The sequence below is a fragment of the Mycoplasmopsis fermentans PG18 genome, assembly GCF_000209735.1.
GTDB classification, from domain to species: domain Bacteria; phylum Bacillota_I; class Bacilli_A; order Mycoplasmatales; family Metamycoplasmataceae; genus Mycoplasmopsis; species Mycoplasmopsis fermentans.
The window spans coordinates 338,084-358,870 of the sequence record NC_021002.1; the positions used below are offsets into that span (position 1 = coordinate 338,084).

The 20,787-nt window shown below is 27.7% G+C and carries 14 protein-coding genes; 13 read left to right on the plus strand and 1 reads right to left on the minus strand.

Features of this window, described 5'->3' with window-relative positions; all coding sequences use genetic code 4:
• The first annotated feature begins 105 nt into the window (after positions 1–105).
• From MBIO_RS01660 to MBIO_RS01695, 8 genes are all read left to right on the plus strand, one after another.
• On the plus strand, positions 106–2,895 hold the full coding sequence (locus MBIO_RS01660; protein WP_013526764.1) for an OppA family ABC transporter substrate-binding lipoprotein: 2,790 nt from the start codon (positions 106–108) through the stop codon (positions 2,893–2,895).
• A 26-nt stretch (positions 2,896–2,921) separates the two neighbouring features.
• Positions 2,922–3,998 carry an ABC transporter permease gene (locus tag MBIO_RS01665; RefSeq protein WP_013354483.1) on the plus strand — a complete coding sequence of 359 codons (1,077 nt, stop codon included), beginning with the start codon at positions 2,922–2,924 and terminating at the stop codon, positions 3,996–3,998.
• 3 nt (positions 3,999–4,001) lie between these two features.
• The gene (locus MBIO_RS01670; RefSeq protein ID WP_013526765.1) at positions 4,002–5,213 is read left to right on the plus strand and encodes an ABC transporter permease; all 1,212 of its coding nucleotides are present in this window, start codon (positions 4,002–4,004) and stop codon (positions 5,211–5,213) included.
• A gap of 4 nt (positions 5,214–5,217) precedes the next feature.
• Complete coding sequence (locus tag MBIO_RS01675; RefSeq protein WP_041594201.1) at positions 5,218–6,333, plus strand: ABC transporter ATP-binding protein; 1,116 nt, start codon at positions 5,218–5,220, stop codon at positions 6,331–6,333.
• A complete protein-coding gene (locus tag MBIO_RS01680) occupies positions 6,326–8,977 on the plus strand; it encodes an ATP-binding cassette domain-containing protein (protein ID WP_013526767.1) in 2,652 nt (883 codons plus the stop codon). The genes MBIO_RS01675 and MBIO_RS01680 overlap by 8 nt, the downstream gene beginning before the upstream one ends.
• Before the next feature lie 22 nt (positions 8,978–8,999).
• Complete coding sequence (locus MBIO_RS01685; RefSeq protein WP_013354487.1) at positions 9,000–9,476, plus strand: DUF3899 domain-containing protein; 477 nt, start codon at positions 9,000–9,002, stop codon at positions 9,474–9,476.
• A 91-nt stretch (positions 9,477–9,567) separates the two neighbouring features.
• Entirely contained in the window at positions 9,568–10,932 is a 1,365-nt protein-coding gene (locus MBIO_RS01690; protein ID WP_013526768.1) for a M17 family metallopeptidase, read from the plus strand.
• 209 nt (positions 10,933–11,141) lie between these two features.
• Entirely contained in the window at positions 11,142–12,392 is a 1,251-nt protein-coding gene (locus MBIO_RS01695; protein WP_013526769.1) for an ATP-binding protein, read from the plus strand.
• Positions 12,393–12,629: 237 nt separating this feature from the next.
• Here MBIO_RS01695 and MBIO_RS01700 read toward each other — a convergent pair whose 3' ends face one another.
• Positions 12,630–13,310 (minus strand): hypothetical protein, encoded by a 681-nt coding sequence (locus MBIO_RS01700; protein ID WP_013526771.1) that lies wholly within the window; start codon positions 13,308–13,310, stop codon positions 12,630–12,632.
• Positions 13,311–13,630: 320 nt separating this feature from the next.
• Between MBIO_RS01700 and MBIO_RS01705 the strand changes: the two genes are divergently transcribed.
• From MBIO_RS01705 to MBIO_RS01725, 5 genes are all read left to right on the plus strand, one after another.
• Positions 13,631–14,812, plus strand: coding sequence for a restriction endonuclease subunit S (locus MBIO_RS01705; protein ID WP_015510861.1), 1,182 nt, complete (start codon positions 13,631–13,633; stop codon positions 14,810–14,812).
• A gap of 242 nt (positions 14,813–15,054) precedes the next feature.
• Positions 15,055–16,848, plus strand: a complete 1,794-nt coding sequence (locus tag MBIO_RS01710) for a leucine-rich repeat domain-containing protein (RefSeq protein WP_015510862.1) — start codon at positions 15,055–15,057, stop codon at positions 16,846–16,848.
• Between the two features lie 137 nt (positions 16,849–16,985).
• Entirely contained in the window at positions 16,986–18,485 is a 1,500-nt protein-coding gene (gene gpmI / locus MBIO_RS01715; RefSeq protein WP_013354495.1) for a 2,3-bisphosphoglycerate-independent phosphoglycerate mutase, read from the plus strand.
• A gap of 132 nt (positions 18,486–18,617) precedes the next feature.
• Positions 18,618–19,505 carry a Cof-type HAD-IIB family hydrolase gene (locus tag MBIO_RS01720; protein WP_013354496.1) on the plus strand — a complete coding sequence of 296 codons (888 nt, stop codon included), beginning with the start codon at positions 18,618–18,620 and terminating at the stop codon, positions 19,503–19,505.
• Between the two features lie 167 nt (positions 19,506–19,672).
• A complete protein-coding gene (locus MBIO_RS01725) occupies positions 19,673–20,698 on the plus strand; it encodes an ABC-2 transporter permease (RefSeq protein ID WP_013526774.1) in 1,026 nt (341 codons plus the stop codon).
• Positions 20,699–20,787 lie beyond the last annotated feature (89 nt).

The window sequence follows — 20,787 nt, forward strand, 5'->3', positions numbered from 1 at the left end:
TTCTTTAATTATTATTTTGTAGAGTATTTAGTGCTTTACAAAATTTTTATTTAATCATAACATTAATTATTATTAAAAAAGATATTAATATATCGAAAGGAAATTATGAATAAAAAAAGAAGATTATTATGATCTTTTGCCCCATTAGCTACATTAGCTGCTTTTGCGCCTGTTGCAATCAGTGCTAGTTGTGGAAGAAAAGGCCGTGTAATACCTAATCTTGACTTAATTAAAGGGCAAACTAACTGAAGTGTTGTAAACTCTAAATATACTGAAGATTCATACACTACAGACCTTTCAACAACTTATGGTGGTTTCTTAAATAGATTAGAAGAAGAAACAGGAGCTTATTTACTTACAACAAGAAGTTTCGGAAATTGCAAAATTGTTCAAGCTGGTCCAAAAGGGCATGAGCGTAAATTTGTAAAAAGTCCTTCATATTGAAGATACTCATTAGAATATGCAGATGCTGTTGTTGTTACAAAAGCAGATGGTACAGAAGCTGTATTTGACTCAGATGAAGCTGAATTAAAACAAACTCCAGAACATCCTGAAGATAAAGCAAAAAATATACCTGCACACTTTGATTTAGCTAACTATCATGCTAGATCAGCAAATGCTAGAAGTGTTAATAGTGCTGAATTTGAAAAAGCTCTTAAAGGAGCTAAAAAAATCCAATTGCGTGTAAGAAAAGGTGCTAAATGAGTTGATTCATTAGGCAATGAAACAAAATATGATGTTGTTGGTGATGACTTCTACATCTCATGACTTAGAACTTACACACTTTCAACTGGTGTACGTAATAGTTACTTAAAAGGTACAAAATATGAAGACAAAGTAGCAGAACTTGATAAACTTGCAAGCGGAATGCTTTCAAAAGCAACCAAAAACTTTACAAATGCTTTAAGATATCCTAACCAATATCTATATGGTTTATATGGTGTAGATAGCAACAAATTCAAAAACAGAAGTGAATTCTTAACTGAAAAAGATGGAAGGGAATTTATTAACTTTACACAACTTGCTGGTAAAGAAGATATTACAAGTTTTCAAGACTTACTTTACAATGTTGCAACATCAAAAGATTTTGTTGCAGCACCCTCACAATACATTAAAGAAACAATGAATTCACCTAAAATTTCTGTATGAAATGGTAAAAATGGAAGTAAAAGTAAATCAAACTTATTAAGTGCTTTATCTGAGCTTCCAGAAGATAACTTATTAAGAGTTGCTGGTGTATATACTTATGGTGCTAGTGAAAAAGACATGCTTTATGCAGGTAGATACTTCTCAGCTGGATACTACCCAGAAGCTTCAGAATATAGATTCTACAAAAATAGATTCTATTTTGATAAAGATTTTGTTGAATCAGAAAAAAACTTTGGTAGAGTTGTTACAAAATACTACTCAACAACTGAAGATGTCTTTGTTGCTCAAATATTTGATCTATATCAAAAAGGTAAATTACATACATTATCATTTGCTCAATTAAACCAACAACAACAACTTGATGTTACCAAAAATCCTCAAAAATATGGACTTGAATATCGTCAATCATTAAATAAATTAAATTCTCCATTTAAATTATTATTTAACACAATCCCTTATGGTAAAAACTTCAATGCTGACACTAAAAACCGATTTCTTAATGTTCATGCAGCAAAATTGTTCTATGGTTTAACAGATAATCAAGTACATAATGGAACAACCCAAGAAGAAACTAATGAAGACCTTTATGTAAACATGCTTTCAGGTAGATCAGTTGCATTTAGATCATTATTAACAGCTGCTGTTAACTGAAATGCTGTTGCTAACACATTATCAAACAATAAAACTAAACCTTGACTTGCTGGTGTTGCGCCTCATGGTAAAATTGGCGGTTCAGATCAAGATACAACAGCTGCAGCGAAAAGACCTGTTGACGATTATGAAAACTTAAACACATTCTACACAGTTGATTCTAATGGTGAAATTGGTATAACAGTTACACCTACAGAAAATGCTACAATTGCAAACACTGCAAGTACAACTGAAGAAAAATACAAATCAGCTAAATTTAATGAAGTTAAAGCTGCTATTAAAAAAATTCTAGATGATTATGAAGCTACATTGCCAGCTGGTGAAAAATTAGAAGTTGAATGAACTGTTCCAAATAGATATATAAACTGAAATCCAAGTAACATGGAAAAAGTATTCAAAAGTTTGGAATCATTAATTAAAAGTATTGATCCAAGATTGAAACCTTCATATAAAAAATTTGAAAGTTCAGAAAGTGACAAAGCAAAATGAGGTGATTCATTATTTGGTGGATCAATTGCCAAAATTATTAGTTGAGGTTATGATATCGATAACATCGGTTCAGGTATTGATGGTATTACAAACAGTGGATTTATCGGAGCATTATTCTCAATTGGTACAAGTGCAAAATTACAAAACAAATTACAAAAAGCTTTTCCAACATTAGTTCAAGCTTCAAAAGAACTTGTTGAATTTGCTTTAAAATCAGAAAATAATTTTAAATTTGGTTTTAACTTACATGACTTCAATAAAATACCAACAAAATTTTCAAATGATTTAGCTGAAAACCTTCACCACTTAAAATGAGATTCTAAAGAAAACAAATTTGTTTTTGACGAAAAAGAAAACTTCACAATGTCATCTGTTATTTCTTCACAATTCTTCGTTTCTTATGTAAAAAAACATACAAATGCTCAAGTATTAACCTTAACAAAAGAAATTATGAACTATATGGGAGTTGTTGTTAACCCTGCTAAAACAATTGCAAATGAAAACTTCGGTCCTACTTTAATTAATAGTGAATATTATGAAGTACCTTTTGCAGCAGATAACAATTTATGATTAGCAGATATAATTGTTAAAAATGTAAAAAAATAGTGTAAATATATATTTACAAAAAAACTATGGTTAAGTATATATTCAAGAGAATAGCATTTGCTATTCTCACATTATTTATTATTATTATATTTTCATATTCGATTATTATCGCTTTTCAACAAAACCCTTATCGTATCGCAGCTTTAGAAGAAGGACTTTCAAAATTGGAAGTTCAACAAAAACTTCAACAAGCAGAAGAATTCGATCAAACGCCTGGTATTGTTAAATTATTTAACTATTTAATAAACATTTTCCAATTTAATTATGGCGAAGTTTATGTTTATAAATCAGAATATGAAACAATTCCAGAAATGTTTTTTGAACCCTTACAATGAACTATTTTAATTTCATTACCAGCTTTCGTTATTAGTGCCATTTTAGGTGTGGCAATTGGCGTTTTAGCTGGATATAAAAGAGGAACAATTTGAGATACGTTGATAAACATTTTCATTTTTATCTTCGTGGCTGTTCCTTCATTTGTTTTAGCTCCATTCTTCCTTAATATCTTTAACAAATTAGGATTTGGCCGAACATTTGTTTCACCATATGAAACAGATAGTTCATGAGCTAAAACAATTAAATCAATTATTCCTCCAATTACATTATTGACTTTAGGTTCTCTTTCAGTTTATACTCTTTACTCAAGAAATCAAGTTATCACAGTTTTAACGTCAAACTATATTTTGATAGCTAAAACTAAAGGTTTAAGTGGTAGCAAAATATTCTTTAAATATGTATTTAGAAATATTTCAATTCCACTTGCAGCAATAATAATTCCTTCATATATTGGTCTATTAAGTGGAAGTATTATTATTGAAAGATTCTGATTGGTAAAAGGTACCTCAGATCTAATCGTTAACGCCTTCCCTAAAGGTGAGACAAATATTGTTATGTTTAACATTTTATTCTTTACCACATTATCCTTATTTACAGAGGTTTTAGTCGATGTAACATTTACATTGATTGACCCTAGAATTAAGTATTCAAAAAGTGGTGGAATTAACTGATTTGAAGTTATTAGAGCTTCAAGATTCCGTAGAAAAGCAGAAAAAGAACTATTCAAGCAACAAGATCAAGAATTATTAATGAAAGGAGCGAACTAAAACATGGATAGTAGGACTTTTAATGATAAGTACAATATTTCAGATGAATTAATTCAAAAGATTAAATTAGCTGAAAAAGAAAAAAAGTCAACTAATATTGTTGGTAAACCAAAAATATTGTTTTATGAAATTTGCAAAAGATTTTTCAAAAATCCAGTTGTGCTTATTTCATTTACAGCGTTTATTGCTCTTTTATTAACTGGTATTATAGTTACTCTTACTTCTCCTTATTCTCCAACTGGTTCAATATTAAAAGGTGGTGATGAATTAACTCAAAATTTACCTCCAGTCTTTAGTCCAGTAATAACTAATGCCAGCAATTACGAAACTTTTCAAAGAATGAAAGAATGAGAAGGCTATCATTATATTGAGCCTTACTTAAAAGATGTCATAGTTAATAGTAAAGAAAAATTACTTATATATAATGCCTATGATTTTTGAAAAGCTTATTATATTTGATCACGTGCTTTAAAAATTAATCCTTTAAAACCAGAAGATATAGAAAACATCAAAGCTTCAATGCCACATTTAAATACTCTTTTTGGTACAACAGTTAAAGAAGCAGATATTTGAACAGGCGCTTGATTTGGTGCAATTAGCTCAATTAAAGTTGCTTTAATTGTTGCAACTATTGAGGTTGTAATTGGTGTTGCTGTTGGTGCTATTCTTGGTTTCCATGCTGGAAAATGACTTGACACTGTAATGATGAGGGTCATTGAAATTTTCCAAGCACCACCTTCAGTTATTTGATTATTGCTATTCATTTCTGCTGCTGGAACTAGTGAATGAGTCTTGATTGCTGGATTGCTTTTTGTTGGTTGAACTTGACCTATTGGTGCAACTAGAATGTTCATTATTACAGTTAAAGATGAAGAATATATTATTGCTGCCAAAAGTGTTGGTGCAAGCACAAGTCGTCAAATATTCTTCCATGCTTTACCAGCAATTTTAGGTAAAATTGCTATGAACTATGTTCGTAGAATTCCATCAATTATTCTTTCTATAGCTTCTTTAGCATTCTTAGGATTCTATAACAAAGATACAGATATTAACTTAGGTAAATTTATTTACGATAACATTAATGATGCAAAAACTAATCCATGATTAATGTGACTTCCAACTCTTATATTATTGACACTTTCAGTTAGCTTACAATTTATTGCTATTGGTCTTCACGATGCTTTAGACCCAAGAGTTATTAAAGTAAAAGGATAAAATTATGACTTCAGTAAAAGAAAAAAAGAATATTAAAAAGAGAAATGAAGACATTAAAGCTGAAAAATTAGCTAATGATTTATTACTCAAAGTTCGTAATTTAAGAGTCGACTTTAAAGTTGGAAGAAACAAATATTTAAGAATAGTTAGAGGCATTGATTTAGATATTTTCAAAGGTCAAATTGTTGGCCTTGTTGGTGAAAGTGGTAGTGGAAAGAGTGTTACTTCAAAATCATTAATTAATGTTAATGAAGGTGCCACTACAACAGCCGATTTTATGCAAATCGAAGACATTAATTTAAACAAATTCAAAAAAGAAAGACAATGACAATCAATTAGAGGAACATATATTGGATATATCCCCCAAGATCCTCTCACAAGCTTAAACCCTACTAGAAAAATAGGTCTTCAATTATTGGATGCACTTAATCTAAATAAAGAATGAAAAGGCAAGAGCTACAAAGACAAAAGAGCCTATTTGGTAGGCCTTTTGGACAAATTTGGTATTAGAGATTCTGAACAAGTTTTTGACCGTTACCCACATACTTTAAGTGGTGGTATGAAACAACGTGTTGTTATTACAATGGTTGTTGCATTAAAACCAAGCTTAATTATTGCTGACGAACCTACAACTGCTTTAGACCCAACTGTTCAAGCCTCTGTTCTTGCTTTATTCGAAAAAATTCGTCAAGAAATGAATATTTCAATTATTCTTATTTCTCACAACATTTCTGTTGTTGCTAAATTTTGTGATTATATTTATGTTATGTATGCAGGAAGAATAGTAGAAAAAGGAACACGTAAAGAAATCTTTACTGACCCTTGTCATCCTTATACTTGAGCTTTAATTTCTGCTATTCCAGAAAACTCACAATCAAGACTTTACTCAATCAAAGGAACACCACCTGATATGGCTAACTTGCCTCTTGGCGATCCTTTTGCTCCACGTAATGATTATGCTTTAGAAATTGATTTCTATAAAGAACCTCCTTTAATTGAAGTCAGTGAAACTCATGCAGCTGCAACTTGATTATTACATCCAGATAGTCCAAAAGTAGAAAGACCAGAAGAACTTGAATATAGACTAAAAAGCTTTAGAAAGGTATTTAAAGATGAATAAAAATATTGTTTTAGATATTAAAGGTCTTAAAAAATACTTTACTAATAATGGAATTACAAATAAAGCTGCAGATGATATTACATTCAATGTTCATGAAGGTGAAATAGTTGGACTTATTGGTGAAAGTGGTAGTGGTAAAACTACTGTTGGTCGTTCACTTTTAAGACTTTATGATGATTTTAATGGTTTTGTAACACTAGATGGAAAAATTGTTAGTGGTGCAAGGATTAGTAGAAAACAAAGAAAACATTTGAGAAGAAATATCCAAATGATTTTCCAAGACCCTCATGCTGCTTTAAATGGTCAAAAGAACATTTATTCAACTCTTAAAGAACCACTTGAAGTTAATGGAATTATTAAAGAAAGAATTCAAGATATCTTTAAAGACTGATTTGATATTAAAGAAAACTTCTTTTATGTATTTAAACAAAGAGCTTTAGAATTAAAGCTAAAAAATCTAGAATCAATTAATCTTTTAGCTGAAAAATTCTTTCCATATTGAATTGAAAAATTCAAGAAGATGAATTATGATCAAAAGTTAGATATTGAAGACAATTTCAACAACTTTTATAACTATCTTGAAGAAAAACAAAATATGGAAAGTGAAATTGTTGACAACATGTATTCAAATACAGATAATCTTATTAATTTTTATTTTGAAAAACAAAAAGATTACCGTAGCGGAAATTTGGACTTTGATGAAACTAAGTTAATTAAAGCTAAATCAAACTATGAAGAAATACTTGAATTAACAAAAATATCAAAACAACTATATGAAGCAAAATTACAACTTGCTGAAAAAAGTAAAGAGTTAAAAGAATTAATTAAAAACTATAAAGAAAGAGTTAATGATAATAAAAACTCATTTAAAAACTTTATAGCAGAATACAAAAGTGAAGCTAGAATTTTTAAAGTTACACGTCTAACTTCTTATGATCTAGATTTTTACCTATTTAACTATAAAAATGAGTTAATCAACAAAAAAATAGTTAAAGAAATTAGTTTGATTAAGCCTAACTTAAAATTTATCGAATACCACAAAGTTTGCGACTTAATTGAAGATTTAAAAATTTATTCTAAAGAATTTTTTGAAAAATATTTAACACCTATTAAATATCAAAGAAACGTTATTAAAATTGTTGAAAAAACTATTAAAGACAACTTCAAATTTATATATGAAAAATATTCATTGCTTAACCAACAAGAAAAAGATTCTCATGAAAAAGAAGTTGCTACATTAAAAGAAGAAATCAAAAAAATAAAAAGCTTATTAAAAGAAAAACAAGAACCTTCAAAAACTGCTGAAGACTTAGAAAAAGCAAAACAAAATCTAGATAAAGTTAATAAATTCCATGAAGAAGAAATTGCTAAATATGTTGAAAAAAACAAATTAGAAATTGATGAAATTCAAAGGAATATTAAAGAACAAAGTGATAAATATAATTCACTCAAATCACAACAATCAATCACAGACTCAGAATTCAATAGAGTTAAAGATATATTCTTTAATGAGTTAAATAGAGTTATTGATGAAACCAAAAAAGTTAATACTCTTGAAAATAAAGCAAAAGTAAAAGAATTGACAAAAATCAAAAGTATTTTTAAAACAAAAATTTATGATAAATTGAACACACTTAAATCATTTAACATTGAAGTCAAATATCTTAACAAAGACATTAATGATATTAAGAAACTTCTTGGTATTAAAAACTCAAAAATGATTAAAGTGTTCGGAAATAAAGTTGGTAAATTCATTCAAAAACATTTTGCTAGATTTTATTACCATCATTCAATTTCAAATCTTTTAACTAAAACAACAATTTATAAAGCTTTAGAAGATGTTGGATTACTTAAACAATTTGCTTATCGTTATCCACACGAATTCTCAGGCGGACAACGTCAAAGAATAGTTATTGCTCGTGCTCTAATTATTCAACCTAAAGTAATAGTAGCTGATGAACCTATTGCCTCATTAGACATCTCTATTCAAGCTCAAGTTGTTAACTTATTAAAAGACTTATGCGATAAGAAAAACATTGGTATGATCTTTATTGCTCATGACTTGTCAATGGTTGAATACATTGCTGATAGAGTACAAATTATGCACCTTGGTAAGATTGTCGAAAGTGGCGACACTGAGGCTGTTTATAATAAGCCTATGCACCCTTATACAATTAATCTTTTCAAAGCTGTACCTAAAATTTCAAATGCAAATGAAAAATTTGAAAATGTAAGTTTTGAATTAGATTACCTTAAAGGTCAAGTTTATCCAAATGTTCCTCAACTTTATAGAGTTGAAAATAATCATTATCTTTATGGAACAGAATCACAAGTTGAAGAATGAGTTAAACCATTTAATATCAACAGTTTTTCATTAGCAACAAACAAATCAATTGATGAAGAATACAATTCAAAAATAGATCATAAACCATACGATGGACATAGCGAGATCCCAAATAATATCGAATATACAGATGAAATTAAAATAGACGAACCTACATGTGAAATAAAAATATCTTCAAATTTTGACTTCTCTAAACCTATAGTTGAAGTTGTAGAAACTAAAGTTTCAACAACCAAAACAACTAAAAAAAGAAGTACTTCTAGAAAAGCTTCAAGTGCTAAAAAAACAACAAAGAAATAATTTTTGTTAAAATTTCATTACTATGAATTCAACAAGAGAATATTTTAGAGAAGCTTTTACTTGAAAAAAACTTCTGCACTTATTTATTATTTTATTAATATCTTTAATAGCAGGTGTTTCACTTTATTTGTATCGTACATATAAAACTGAAATTCCTTATAAAACTAATGTTAGTGACACACTATTACTAATAGGCGCAATATTGTTAGCTTATTCAATTGTAATCATTTTAGTCACCTTAGGTTTTGGTACCGCCTTATTCAAAAACTTAAGAAATAATTCTTTAACAAGAACTAAAAATGAATTAGAAGCTGAAAAAAGAAAACCAGCTTCAGAAGAACAAAGAGCCAAAATAAAAGTTCTTGAAAAAGAAATTGAAAGAAAAACTAGAAAAATTGAAGCGAGCGAAAACAAAAAAATTAATCGTTTTATATATTATTTGATGCTAATAATAGGATCGATACTCCTTATTTCCAGCGCCATAGTGGGTTATATGTAAAAATCTAAAATGCACTAAGTGTGCATTTTTTGTTTATAAATAAAAAACAAAAATATAATATAATTAAAATAACTTTTTGAAAGGAGATAAAATGTCAAACTTATATCAAACTAAAAGAGACGATAATATTTTGTTAAAAGCTTACTATGATGCAAACAAAAATAAAGAAATTAAAATTGACCAATTAAACTATAAAACAGGCAAAATAACCGAATTTTTAAATAAAAAAGAGGCTTATATTTTCTTAGATAAAAACTTCAAAAATTATGATCAACTTGTTGATTTAATTGATACAAAAATAGTTACTAAAAATAGAAATTATCAAATAGATTTAGAAAGCTTTGTTAATAAAGATTTTCCTATTGAATCAGTACTAAAAGCATTCTATTCAAGAATCATTTTTTACACCTACAACTACTTCAATAAGAAAAAAGAAGCACCTAAAAAGAATCAATATACATTTTTATTAAAAGATAACTCACACAAAGAATTAGCTAACAAATTTGAACTAATTGCAAACAATAGAAACTTAGTAAGAAACTTACAAGTTATGCCAGAAAACTTCTGTAATTCAGAACAATTAGCTCAATACATAGTTAATGATTTTAAAAATGAAAAAGATTTAAAAGTAACTGTTTTAAACAAAAAAGAAATTGAAAAATTAAACATGGGTTTAATTATTTCAGTAAACAAAGGTTCAACACATGAACCACGTGTAGTTATTGTTGAATATAATGGAGACCCTAATAGTAAAGAAAAAATAGTTTATGTAGGTAAAGGAATTACATTTGATACTGGTGGTATGAATACTAAAGGTTATCACATGGAAGGCATGAAATATGACATGTCAGGTAGTGTTATAGTTGCTTACACAGTTAAAACATTAGCTCAATTAAAAGCTAAGAAAAATGTAGCTGCTATTATGTGTATTACTGATAATAGACAAGATGGTGATGCTTCACTTCCAGAAAACGTTTATGAATCAATGAGCGGAATCACTGTTGAAGTAACTGATACTGATGCTGAAGGTCGTTTAGTATTAGCTGATGGTCTTTACTATGGAGCTAAAAAACTTAATGCTACAACTCTTGTTGATGTTGCTACTTTAACTGGAGCTGTTTTAAGAGCTCTTGGAACAGTTTATTCGGGAATTTATTCAACAGATGAAAAGAACTGAAAAATATTTAATCAAGCTGCAACAAATGCCAAGGAAAAAGTATGAAGAATGCCTCTTCATGAAGATTTCCATGAGCCAAATACTGCTTCAATAGTTGCTGATTTAAATAACTATAATAATGATGAAAAATCAGACTGTAATACAGCTGCAATGTTCTTAAAACAATTTACAAATGATGTTCCTTACATTCACTGTGATGTTGCAGGTACTGCAGACCTTAGTGGTAAACCACAAGGCGTTTTAGTAGATACTTTAGTTGAATTTGCTTTATTAAAATAATATATAGAAGACTTTTTCTTAATTGAATTAGTCTTTTTTATATGTTTTTTCAAAATTTCTATTGAAAAAAAGTGGTCAAATGACCATAAATTTTCAATAGAAATAATCAAAAATAGTAAAAAGTGAAAATTCTACTGAAAAAAAATGGTCAAATGACCAGAAATTTTCAATAGAAAATAATAATTTAGTATAATTTACATGAGGTTTTTATGGAAATAAAAAGAGATTTTTACTTGAATAAATTAATAAATAAAAAACATAATAAATTAATAAAAATAGTTACTGGTCCAAGAAGAGTAGGTAAAAGTTATTTACTCTTTAATTTGTTTTATCATCATCTTTTACTAGAAGGTGTTAAAAATGATCAAATAATAAAAATAGCTTTAGATTCTATAGAAAATGAGCATTTAAGAAATGGCAAAGTTTTATTTGATTATGTCTTAAATTTTATTAAAGATGAAAACAAATATTATTATGTTCTATTAGATGAAATACAATATGTTTCAAAATTTATTGATGTTTTGAATGGCTTAATGAAACGTGAAAACATTGATATTTATGTGACTGGTAGTAATTCAAAATTATTATCAAGTGACATTGCAACAGAATTCGCTTCTAGAGGTGATGAAGTTAGAATATATGCTTTAAATTTTCAAGAATTCAAAAGCATTAATTTAAATAAAGATAATGAACAACTTTGAAAAGAATATTGTGAATTTGGTGGTATGCCAAATACTGTTTTAAATGAAAACAGTGAAGAAAAAGAAAACTTTTTGCAAAACCTTTTTCAAAATACATACATGAATGATGTGATTTTAAGATATAAATTAAGAAACAAAGAATTTCTCAATGAAATAATAACTTTTCTTGCAAATAATATTGGATCATATATTAACACCAATAAAATATTTAATTATTTTAAATCATTAAAAAAGACAAATATAAGTTACAACACAATTAGTAAATATTTAGTCTATTTCAATGAAGCTTTTATTATTGAAAAAGCAAATAAACAAAGTGTTAAAAGTTATGAAGTGTTTAAAAGTTTAAACAAATACTATTTTGTTGATCTTGGTATTAGAAACTTTTTAACTAATATCTCTTCAAAAGATGAAGGACATATAATGGAAAATATTATCTTTCTAGAATTAAAAAGAAGAGGTTTCAAAGTATCTGTTGGTTCTCTAGAAAAAAGAGAATTAAACAGTAAAAATGAGTATATTAGAAAAGAATTTGAAATAGATTTTATTGCTAAAAAGAAAAATCAAACTTACTATATTCAAAGATGTCTTAATTTAAATGAAAGTAATGAAGAAAGAGAGAAAATACCTCTTAAAATGCTTGAAGATGCTCATCGACGAATCATCATAACTAAGGATGCTTTTACCTATAAAACTGATAATTACGGCATAGAAACAATTAACTTATTCGACTTTTTATTAAATGATAACATTTTTTAAAAAAGCTTATAAAACAATTTAATTAGTCAAAATTAAAATTGCAGATTTTACTGTCTGCAATTTTAAATTCTTGTTTGATAATTATTTTTATCATAGTTAATTTTTGCAGTCATTTTTTCTCCTTTTTTATATAAAAAATTATAAATTAAAATTTTGATTTTTGGAAAAAATGGTATTTTGAAAATAATAAAAAACAAAAAGCACTATAAAATAGTACTTTAAGTAAAATGTATGTGATTAAAAATTATTGTATTTTTTAAACACACTGTAAACTGCATCAACTGCTAAATTGAATGCTGTTTTGTGACTAAAATTATCAATATCAGGATTCTTTTCTGATTTCTTTAAAAACAATTCTTTTGTTTCTTTTCAAATTCTGTCATATTTTTTAATTTCAGCAACTTTATCACCAGTATATTCATAGTCATAAACCTTTGTTCAATTGTAAACTATTTTATTAGCTTTATCTTTAGATCTAACTAGAACAAATCTTTCATTATTTTTATTTTCGCTGTATAAAGCAATATCAATTGAAAAATTTTTGAAATCAGTAAATTTTAAATTGAAACTTTTTGAATTTTCAACAATTTTAGTACTAAAACCTAATGGACAAATATGTTTTTGTAGCTTTTCAAGTATATATTTGTTGAAATCCGCACTTTCTAAATTAATAGTTTTTTTAGGTTTTAAAATAATGTTGAAGTCATATGCAAGTGTGTCATCAACAATAGCTAACATTTTTTGACCAAATGGAAAGGTTTTTTCAACATAAAAACTAATTTCGCTTTTTTGATTGCACATTTCTTCACAAATATCGTCTAATTTATGTGCAACTCTCGTAATTAAATCTTTATTAATATTGTTTGGGAATTTTACTTTAATTAAATTTAAATCTGAAAAATAAACTGCTTTAGCCATAATCTTCCTCTTTTCTAATTTCTTTCATAATATCAATTATAAATGAAGAAAAAGTAAATTATTTAATTTTGCAAAAATATCTATAAAATAACCATATTAGTAAAAATTTAGTTCTTAAATAAACCTTAAAAAATGTTAATTTCAAAAGTGAGACCTCTAGGTTTTAGAGATCTCACTTTTTAGATTGTCCTTTATAATATAAATTACTTAAAAAATAAAGAAAGGACACTTAAATTATAATTTACGGTGCAAATAAAAATGGTTATTGAAAGGCATTAATAAAATAATAGTTTAAAATATATTATTAATAAAGGAAGAAAATGAGTTATTTACAAAAGTTATTAGATAAATATTGCCCAGATGGATATGAGTGAGTTAAATTAGAGGATGCAGTTGAAATTTTTGATAACAAAAGAATTCCTATAGCTCAAAATAAAAGAATAAAAGGAAAATTTCCTTATTATGGTGCAAATGGTATTCAAGATTATGTAAATGATTTCATTTTTGACGGTGAATATATTTTAATAGGCGAAGATGGTAGTGTTATTGATGGGTTGAATCACCCAATTTTAAATTATGCAACAGGCAAATTTTGAGTTAATAATCATTCGCATGTTATAAAAGCAAAAGAAGAATTTTTAAATAGATTTATCTACCATTTTTTATCTATTTTAGACATTTCTGATATTGTAAGAGGCACACCACCAAAAATGACAAAAGGTAATTTATTAACTATTTTAATACCTAAAATTCCCTTAAAAATTCAAGAAAAAATAGTTGAAATCTTGGAGAGATTTCGTATACTAGAAGCGGAGCTGAAAGCGGAGTTGGAAGTGAGGGGGAAGCAATTTGATTTTTGAATAAACAAATTGTTAAATTTTACCAACTTTGATAAAAATAATTCAAAAGAATTACAATCTATAGGTTGTTTTATTAGTGGTTTAAGATCAAAAAATAAAGATAGTTTTGTCAATGGAAACCAAAGATACGTTTCTTATTTGGATGTTTTCAATAACAAAGAAATTAATTATTTACCTAACAATTTTGTAAAAATATTTGATGATGAAAATCAAAACGATCTTAATTATGGCGATGTTATTTTTTGCGGTTCATCAGAAAATTTTGATGAAACAGGTTATGCATCTGTTTACACTATAAAAAATGATGAAAAAGTTTATTTAAATAGTTTTTCATTTATTTTTAGATTTAAAGATAACAATTTATTTTTGCCTAAATTTTCTAAATATTTTTTTAATTGTAAAGACTTTAGAGACTTACTTCTCAAATGTATAAATGGTGTAACTAGATTTAATTTATCAAAAGAAAAGATGTCAAAAATAAAAATACCTATTCCTCCTATTGAAACCCAAAACAAAATAGTTTCAATACTTGATAAACTATCAGAATATTCTCAAGAAATTAATTCAGGTTTACCTGCTGAAATAGAATTAAGAAGTAAACAATTTAAGTATTACAGAGATCAATTATTAGATTTTAAATAAAATAAAATTTATTTGAAAATAAATGTTTTTTATATAATTATTTAGAATAAAAGGACTTATTATGAGAGAATTGATAACTTTAAAAAAGAGTAGAAAAACGCTAACCAATAGGTTAGCTTTTGCTTTCTTTCTTTCTCTCTCTCTAATCTATTAAAAAATATTATTTTTAATTAGTATCCAGCACACACTGGATGTTTTTTAGTTACCTTTTATTCAATTAATTTGTATATAAAAGGAGAAAAATGAAAAAAATTAAATTATTAACAATTTTACCTACAGCTGCAATAGCCTTGCCTTTTTCTGTAATGAGCTGTGATGGCGGTGGACAAGAAAATAATTCAAGTACAACTACAAAACTTGATCTTTCGGCTGAATTAAATAGCGTTGTAGTTGAATATGACGGTAATAAATCAATTTTAAAACCATCTGAAGTTAAAGTTGAAAAAATTAGAATTACAGGATTTGGATCAGAATATGAAGTTGAGCCAAATTCAATTAATTTAGTTCCTCATGATGATAAAGGTACTTTAGAAGTAACATTCAAATTAAGACAAAAAAATCTAGTTTCTAATGTACAAAGTAAAACAGTAGAAATTAAAAACTTTTTAAATTCTTCTGGCAACGTTGATAAATATAAAGGATATGAACATCTTGTTATTGAAAATGATATTGTTAAAGGAGCAAAAAGTATTCCAGCTGGTGGAATTTTAGAAATTCCAGATGGTGTTACAAGTATTGCTGCAGCTGCTTTCAGTTTCAAAGCCGGAAACTTAAACACAGTTGTAGGATCTAGTGTTACTAAAAATCAAATTACCAGAGTTATTATTCCTGATAGTGTAACAACAATTGGAGCAGCAGCTTTTGCAGAAAATGTAAATTTAGAATCGGTTGTTATGTCTAAAAAAGTTAATAAAATCTCTGAAGCATTATTTGAAGGTTGCGTCAGATTGAAAACTATTAATTTGCCAAATGAAATAGACACAATTGGGAACTATGCTTTCTTAAGATGTAAAGCTTTAACCAAAATTGACTTACCTAAAAATTTAACCTCACTTGGATCAAGCATTGATTTAACAGCTGCTAAAACTTTCCAAGGAACAAGTTTAACAGAAATTACAATTCCAGCTAATGTTAAAATGATTCCTACTTCAACATTTGAAGGTTGTGAAAGCTTATCTAAAGTAACTTTAAATTCAAAATTAGAAAAAGTTTCTTGAGCTGCATTTAAAGGATGTACATCATTAACAGAAATTAATCTTCCTGAAAATGTAAAATTCATTGGTAAACATGCATTTTTAAATTGTTCAAATCTTGCAAAAGTTGAAATGAAAAACAAAGTTACTGAAATTAAAGAAGGCGCTTTTGAAAATGTTACAGCTTTAAAAAATATTACATTAAGTACAGCTTTAACTACTTTATCAAAAGAAGCATTCAAAAACAGCGGTATTACTACAATTGCCTTACCAGCTAACTTAAAAGCTATTGAAGAAGGAACTTTTGAAAATTGTACTGCTTTAACAAAAGTTACAATGGGCAACAACATAACTGCAATTAATTCTAAGGCTTTCTACAACTGTGGTGTTTTAAATTCAATTAATCTTTCAACTTCATTAGTAAAAATTCAAAACAATGCATTTGAAAATACAACAAATTTAAGCGTAGTTACTTTCCCTACAAAAATTACCTTAATTGATAATGGTGCATTTAAAAATAGTGGTTTAGTAACTCTTACAGTACCCGGAACTTTATCAAATGTTGAACCAGAAAGTTTTATGAATTGTAAAAAACTTACAACTGTAACTTTTGGAACAGGTTGAGATAATAAAGATATTAAATCTAAAGCTTTCTATGGTTGTGATGTGTTAACTACTGTAACATTTGCTTCAAAAGTTAAAAATATTTTAAAAGAAGCGTTCTTTGCTTGTCCTCTTTTAAAAGAAGTTTCTATACATAAAGGAACAGACTGAAAAACAGGACTTATGAACAAAAACAAAGCTTTTGATGAAACTATTACAACTGTTAAAGTAATTAATTAATAATTTTAGGACTTGCAAAATTTGCAAGTTCTTTTTTATGCTTATGTTTTCATAATTTTTAATTATGTGAAAAATTATTGTGCTTAAAAATTAAATTAAATATTAAAATATAAATAATTAAAAATTTAAGGAGAAATATGAAACGTACAATTTTAGTTGTTATTGATGGTTTAGGCTTACGTGAAGAAAAGCAAGGGAATGGTTTCAAGTTAGCTAAAACTCCAACATTTGATAAATTATTTAAGGAATATCCAAATAGCATTTTACAAGCTAGTGGTGAATATGTTGGCTTACCAAAAGGCCAAATGGGAAATTCTGAAGTAGGTCACTTAAACATTGGAGCTGGAACAGTTGTTTATACTGGTTTAAGCTTAATTAATAAAGCAATGAAAGATGGAGAATTTGAAAAAAACAAAACCTTCAATGAAGTTTTTGCAGATGTTAAAAAGAAAAATTCAACACTTCATTTAATGGGTCTTTTAAGTCCAGGCGGTGTGCATTCACTTGAAGATCACTTATTTAAATTAATTGATATGGCACATGCTTATGGACTTAAAAAAGTATCAGTTCATGCCTTTGGTGATGGTCGTGATGTAGCTCCAAAAAGTATTATCACTTCACTTAGAAAATTACAAACTCAAGTTGACAAATATGGCTATAAAATAGCCTCAATCGGCGGAAGATTCTATGGAATGGACCGTGACAAAATGTTTGATAGAGTTGAAAAACATTACGAAGCATTATTAGGAAATTCAGACCATACATATGAATCAGTTATTGATTATGTAAATAGCCAATATGATGAAGATATTACTGATGAATTCTTTATTCCAGCAATTGACAAAGGTGCAAACTTTGTTAAAGATAATGACTCAATTATTTTCTTTAACTTCCGTCCAGATAGGGCAAGACAATTAACTCATTTATTTATTGGTTCAAAACTTTATGACAATAAACCAAAACATCCAGTTAAAATTTCTAAATTCTGCTCAATGATGAAATATGAAGGAATTAACACTCTAGTAGCATTTAGTGAAATGGAAGTAAAAATGCCTATTGGTCGTGTGTTAGAAAAAGCAGGCAAAAGTCAATTACGTGTTGCAGAAACTCAAAAATATGCACACGTTACCTACTTTATGGATGGTGGAAACGATATTGAATTCAAAAATTCAAAACGAATCATGGTGCCTTCATTAAAGGTTGAATCTTATGCCAATGCTCCTCATATGTCAGCTGAAGGAATTACAGATGAATTAACTAAAAATGTTTTAGATTATGATGTAACAATTATGAACTATGCAAATCCTGACATGGTCGGTCATACAGGAAACTTAAAATCAACTATTGAAGCAGTTAGTTTCTTAGATACTCAAATTAAAAGACTTTGAGACTGAGCAAGTAAAAACGACGTAACTATTTTTATTACAGCTGATCATGGTAATGCAGAAATTACTGAAGATGAAAATGGTAAACCAGCTACAAAACATACAAGTAGTCCAGTTATGTTCATTTGTACAGATAAAAATATTAAACTTGCAAACGGTAAATTAGCTAATGTTGCACCAACAATTTTGGATTACATTGGTGTTAAACAACCAAAAGAAATGGATGAAAAATCATTATTAATTCGTAAATAAAACAAAAATTACGATTCTTTAAAAACATAAATATCATAAATTTGAAATGCTCTTTTTTTATAATGAGCATTTTTTATTTAAATTTAATTATTAAAGTTTTTTAAAAAAATAAATTAACTTTATAATTGAAATATGAAAAATAATAATAAGTTAATTAAAAGAGTTTGCTTTAGCGATGTTGATGGCACAATTTATGGATTTCCTAACAAAGAATTAAAAAATGAAGTAGTTAATTCAGTTAGAAAAGCAAAAGAAGAAAATGATGTCGAATTTGTTATTACAACAGGAAATCCAGCCAATGAAAAAATCAAAAAATTAGCTAAAATAATGGGCTCAAGATATATCTCAACTGCTGGTGGAGCGAGTGTTTTTGATCTTGAAAAAGATGACTATATTCACCTTGAATTAATGGATAAAAAAGAAGCTCAAAAGATCTTTGACTTGTCTAAAAAACATCCTGATTTTGTGCATTTATATTATTTTGGAAAACATCAATTTTATCTTTATAATCCAAGCAAAGAAATGGAAGAATTTCTTAGTGAATTTTGTGAATATTATGACTGAAATAAAAGTGGTGAAATTAACCAAGATCTCCATAAAATAGAGCTTTTTGGAACAAGCGATGAAATAAAAAAAGCTTATGAAGAACTTAAAAAATTAAAGTTAAAACTCAAAGTTATTTACTTTGGAACACACATCGAAATTACTCCAAAAGGTGTTGATAAAGGCTATGGTTTAAAATGAATTTGTGAAAACATTTTTAATTGCAATTTTGATTATGTTATGTCAATAGGCGACAGTGAAAACGACATTGCAATGTTCGAAGCTTCGGGCTATTCTTATGCTATGGATAATGCTAAAGAAATTGCTAAAAAAGCAGCTAAATATTACACAAGTGATGTCGAACAAAATGGTTTAGGTGAAGCTATAAATGATTATATTTTTAGAACACACTTATTATTAGAAAAACAAAATTTAGAGCAAAAATTAGATAAGCAAAAAGCAAAAAGAAAATACTAGAAATAGGCTATATTCAGCTTATTTTTTTAATATTAATATTAGATTGTAAAAAAATAAATTAAATAAGTAATCAAAATTGAGTTTTAATATATAATTTTGTTAAGCAAATTATATAATTTGTCTTATTTTAATTAAAATAAAAATTTAAGAAAGGTAATAGGTTACTTATGAATTATTACAACGATTTTGATATGAATCAACAACCTAAAGCGAAATTCTGAAGACCTAACGAATGAAATGCATCATTGGTGCAACCTAAGAAATGATGATACTTTGGCGTTATTGGACCAATTATGGCCTTAATGCTTGTCATGATCATTTTAGGTAGTTACTTCATTGCTCAACCTGATAATGGTTCAGGTAAAAATGTTGAAACATATATTTGTTTAATCTTCTTTGGTGTGTATGGTTTCATTATTACATTGCTATTAATGATTTACTTCTTAATCTTATGATTAGGCAAAAGTCAACAAGCATTTAAAGCTGCTAAAGTTTTCTTTATAATGACACTTATATTGTTCCCATTCTTGCTTATTTGATGTTCAGTTTTAAACTCAAGAATGGATCCACCAGAACCTGAAGAAGTATTTAATCCTTATTCAGCTGCTAATGGTTATGGATTTAATCCAGCATGAGCCTCACAAACTCGTACATTTGCCTTAACAGGCCAATATACAGGTTCTTATGCTGCTCAACCACAACCTCAACAAACACAACAATTTGGTCCACAACCAAATCCACAAGCAACTGGTATGTTTAATGTACCTCCAAGAGGCCCACAATTTGGTCCACAACCAAACCCTTATGCACAACAACAAAGTGGAATGTTCAATGTTCAACAAAGACCATGAATGTTTAATGTACCTCCAAGAGGCCCACAATTTGGTCCACAACCAAACCCTTATGCACAACAACAAAGTGGTATGTTTAATGTACCTCCAAGAGGTCCACAATTTGGTCCACAACCAAATCCATATGCACAACAACAAAGTGGTATGTTTAATGTACCTCCAAGAGGTCCACAATTTGGTCCACAACCAAATCCATATGCACAACAACAAAGTGGAATGTTTAATGCACAACCTCAAAATCCACAACCAAACCCATATGGTCAACCAAATCCACAAGATTCAGGTATGTTCCAAGATCCTAATGGTCAAGACTTCGGTGGTTTTGATCCTCAAGGAAACTAAAAATTTAAACAATATTAAAAAAACTTGCAGACGTGCAGGTTTTTTTAATTTGCCTATAAAATAGAGCTTTTAGAAAAACAAGCTTAATT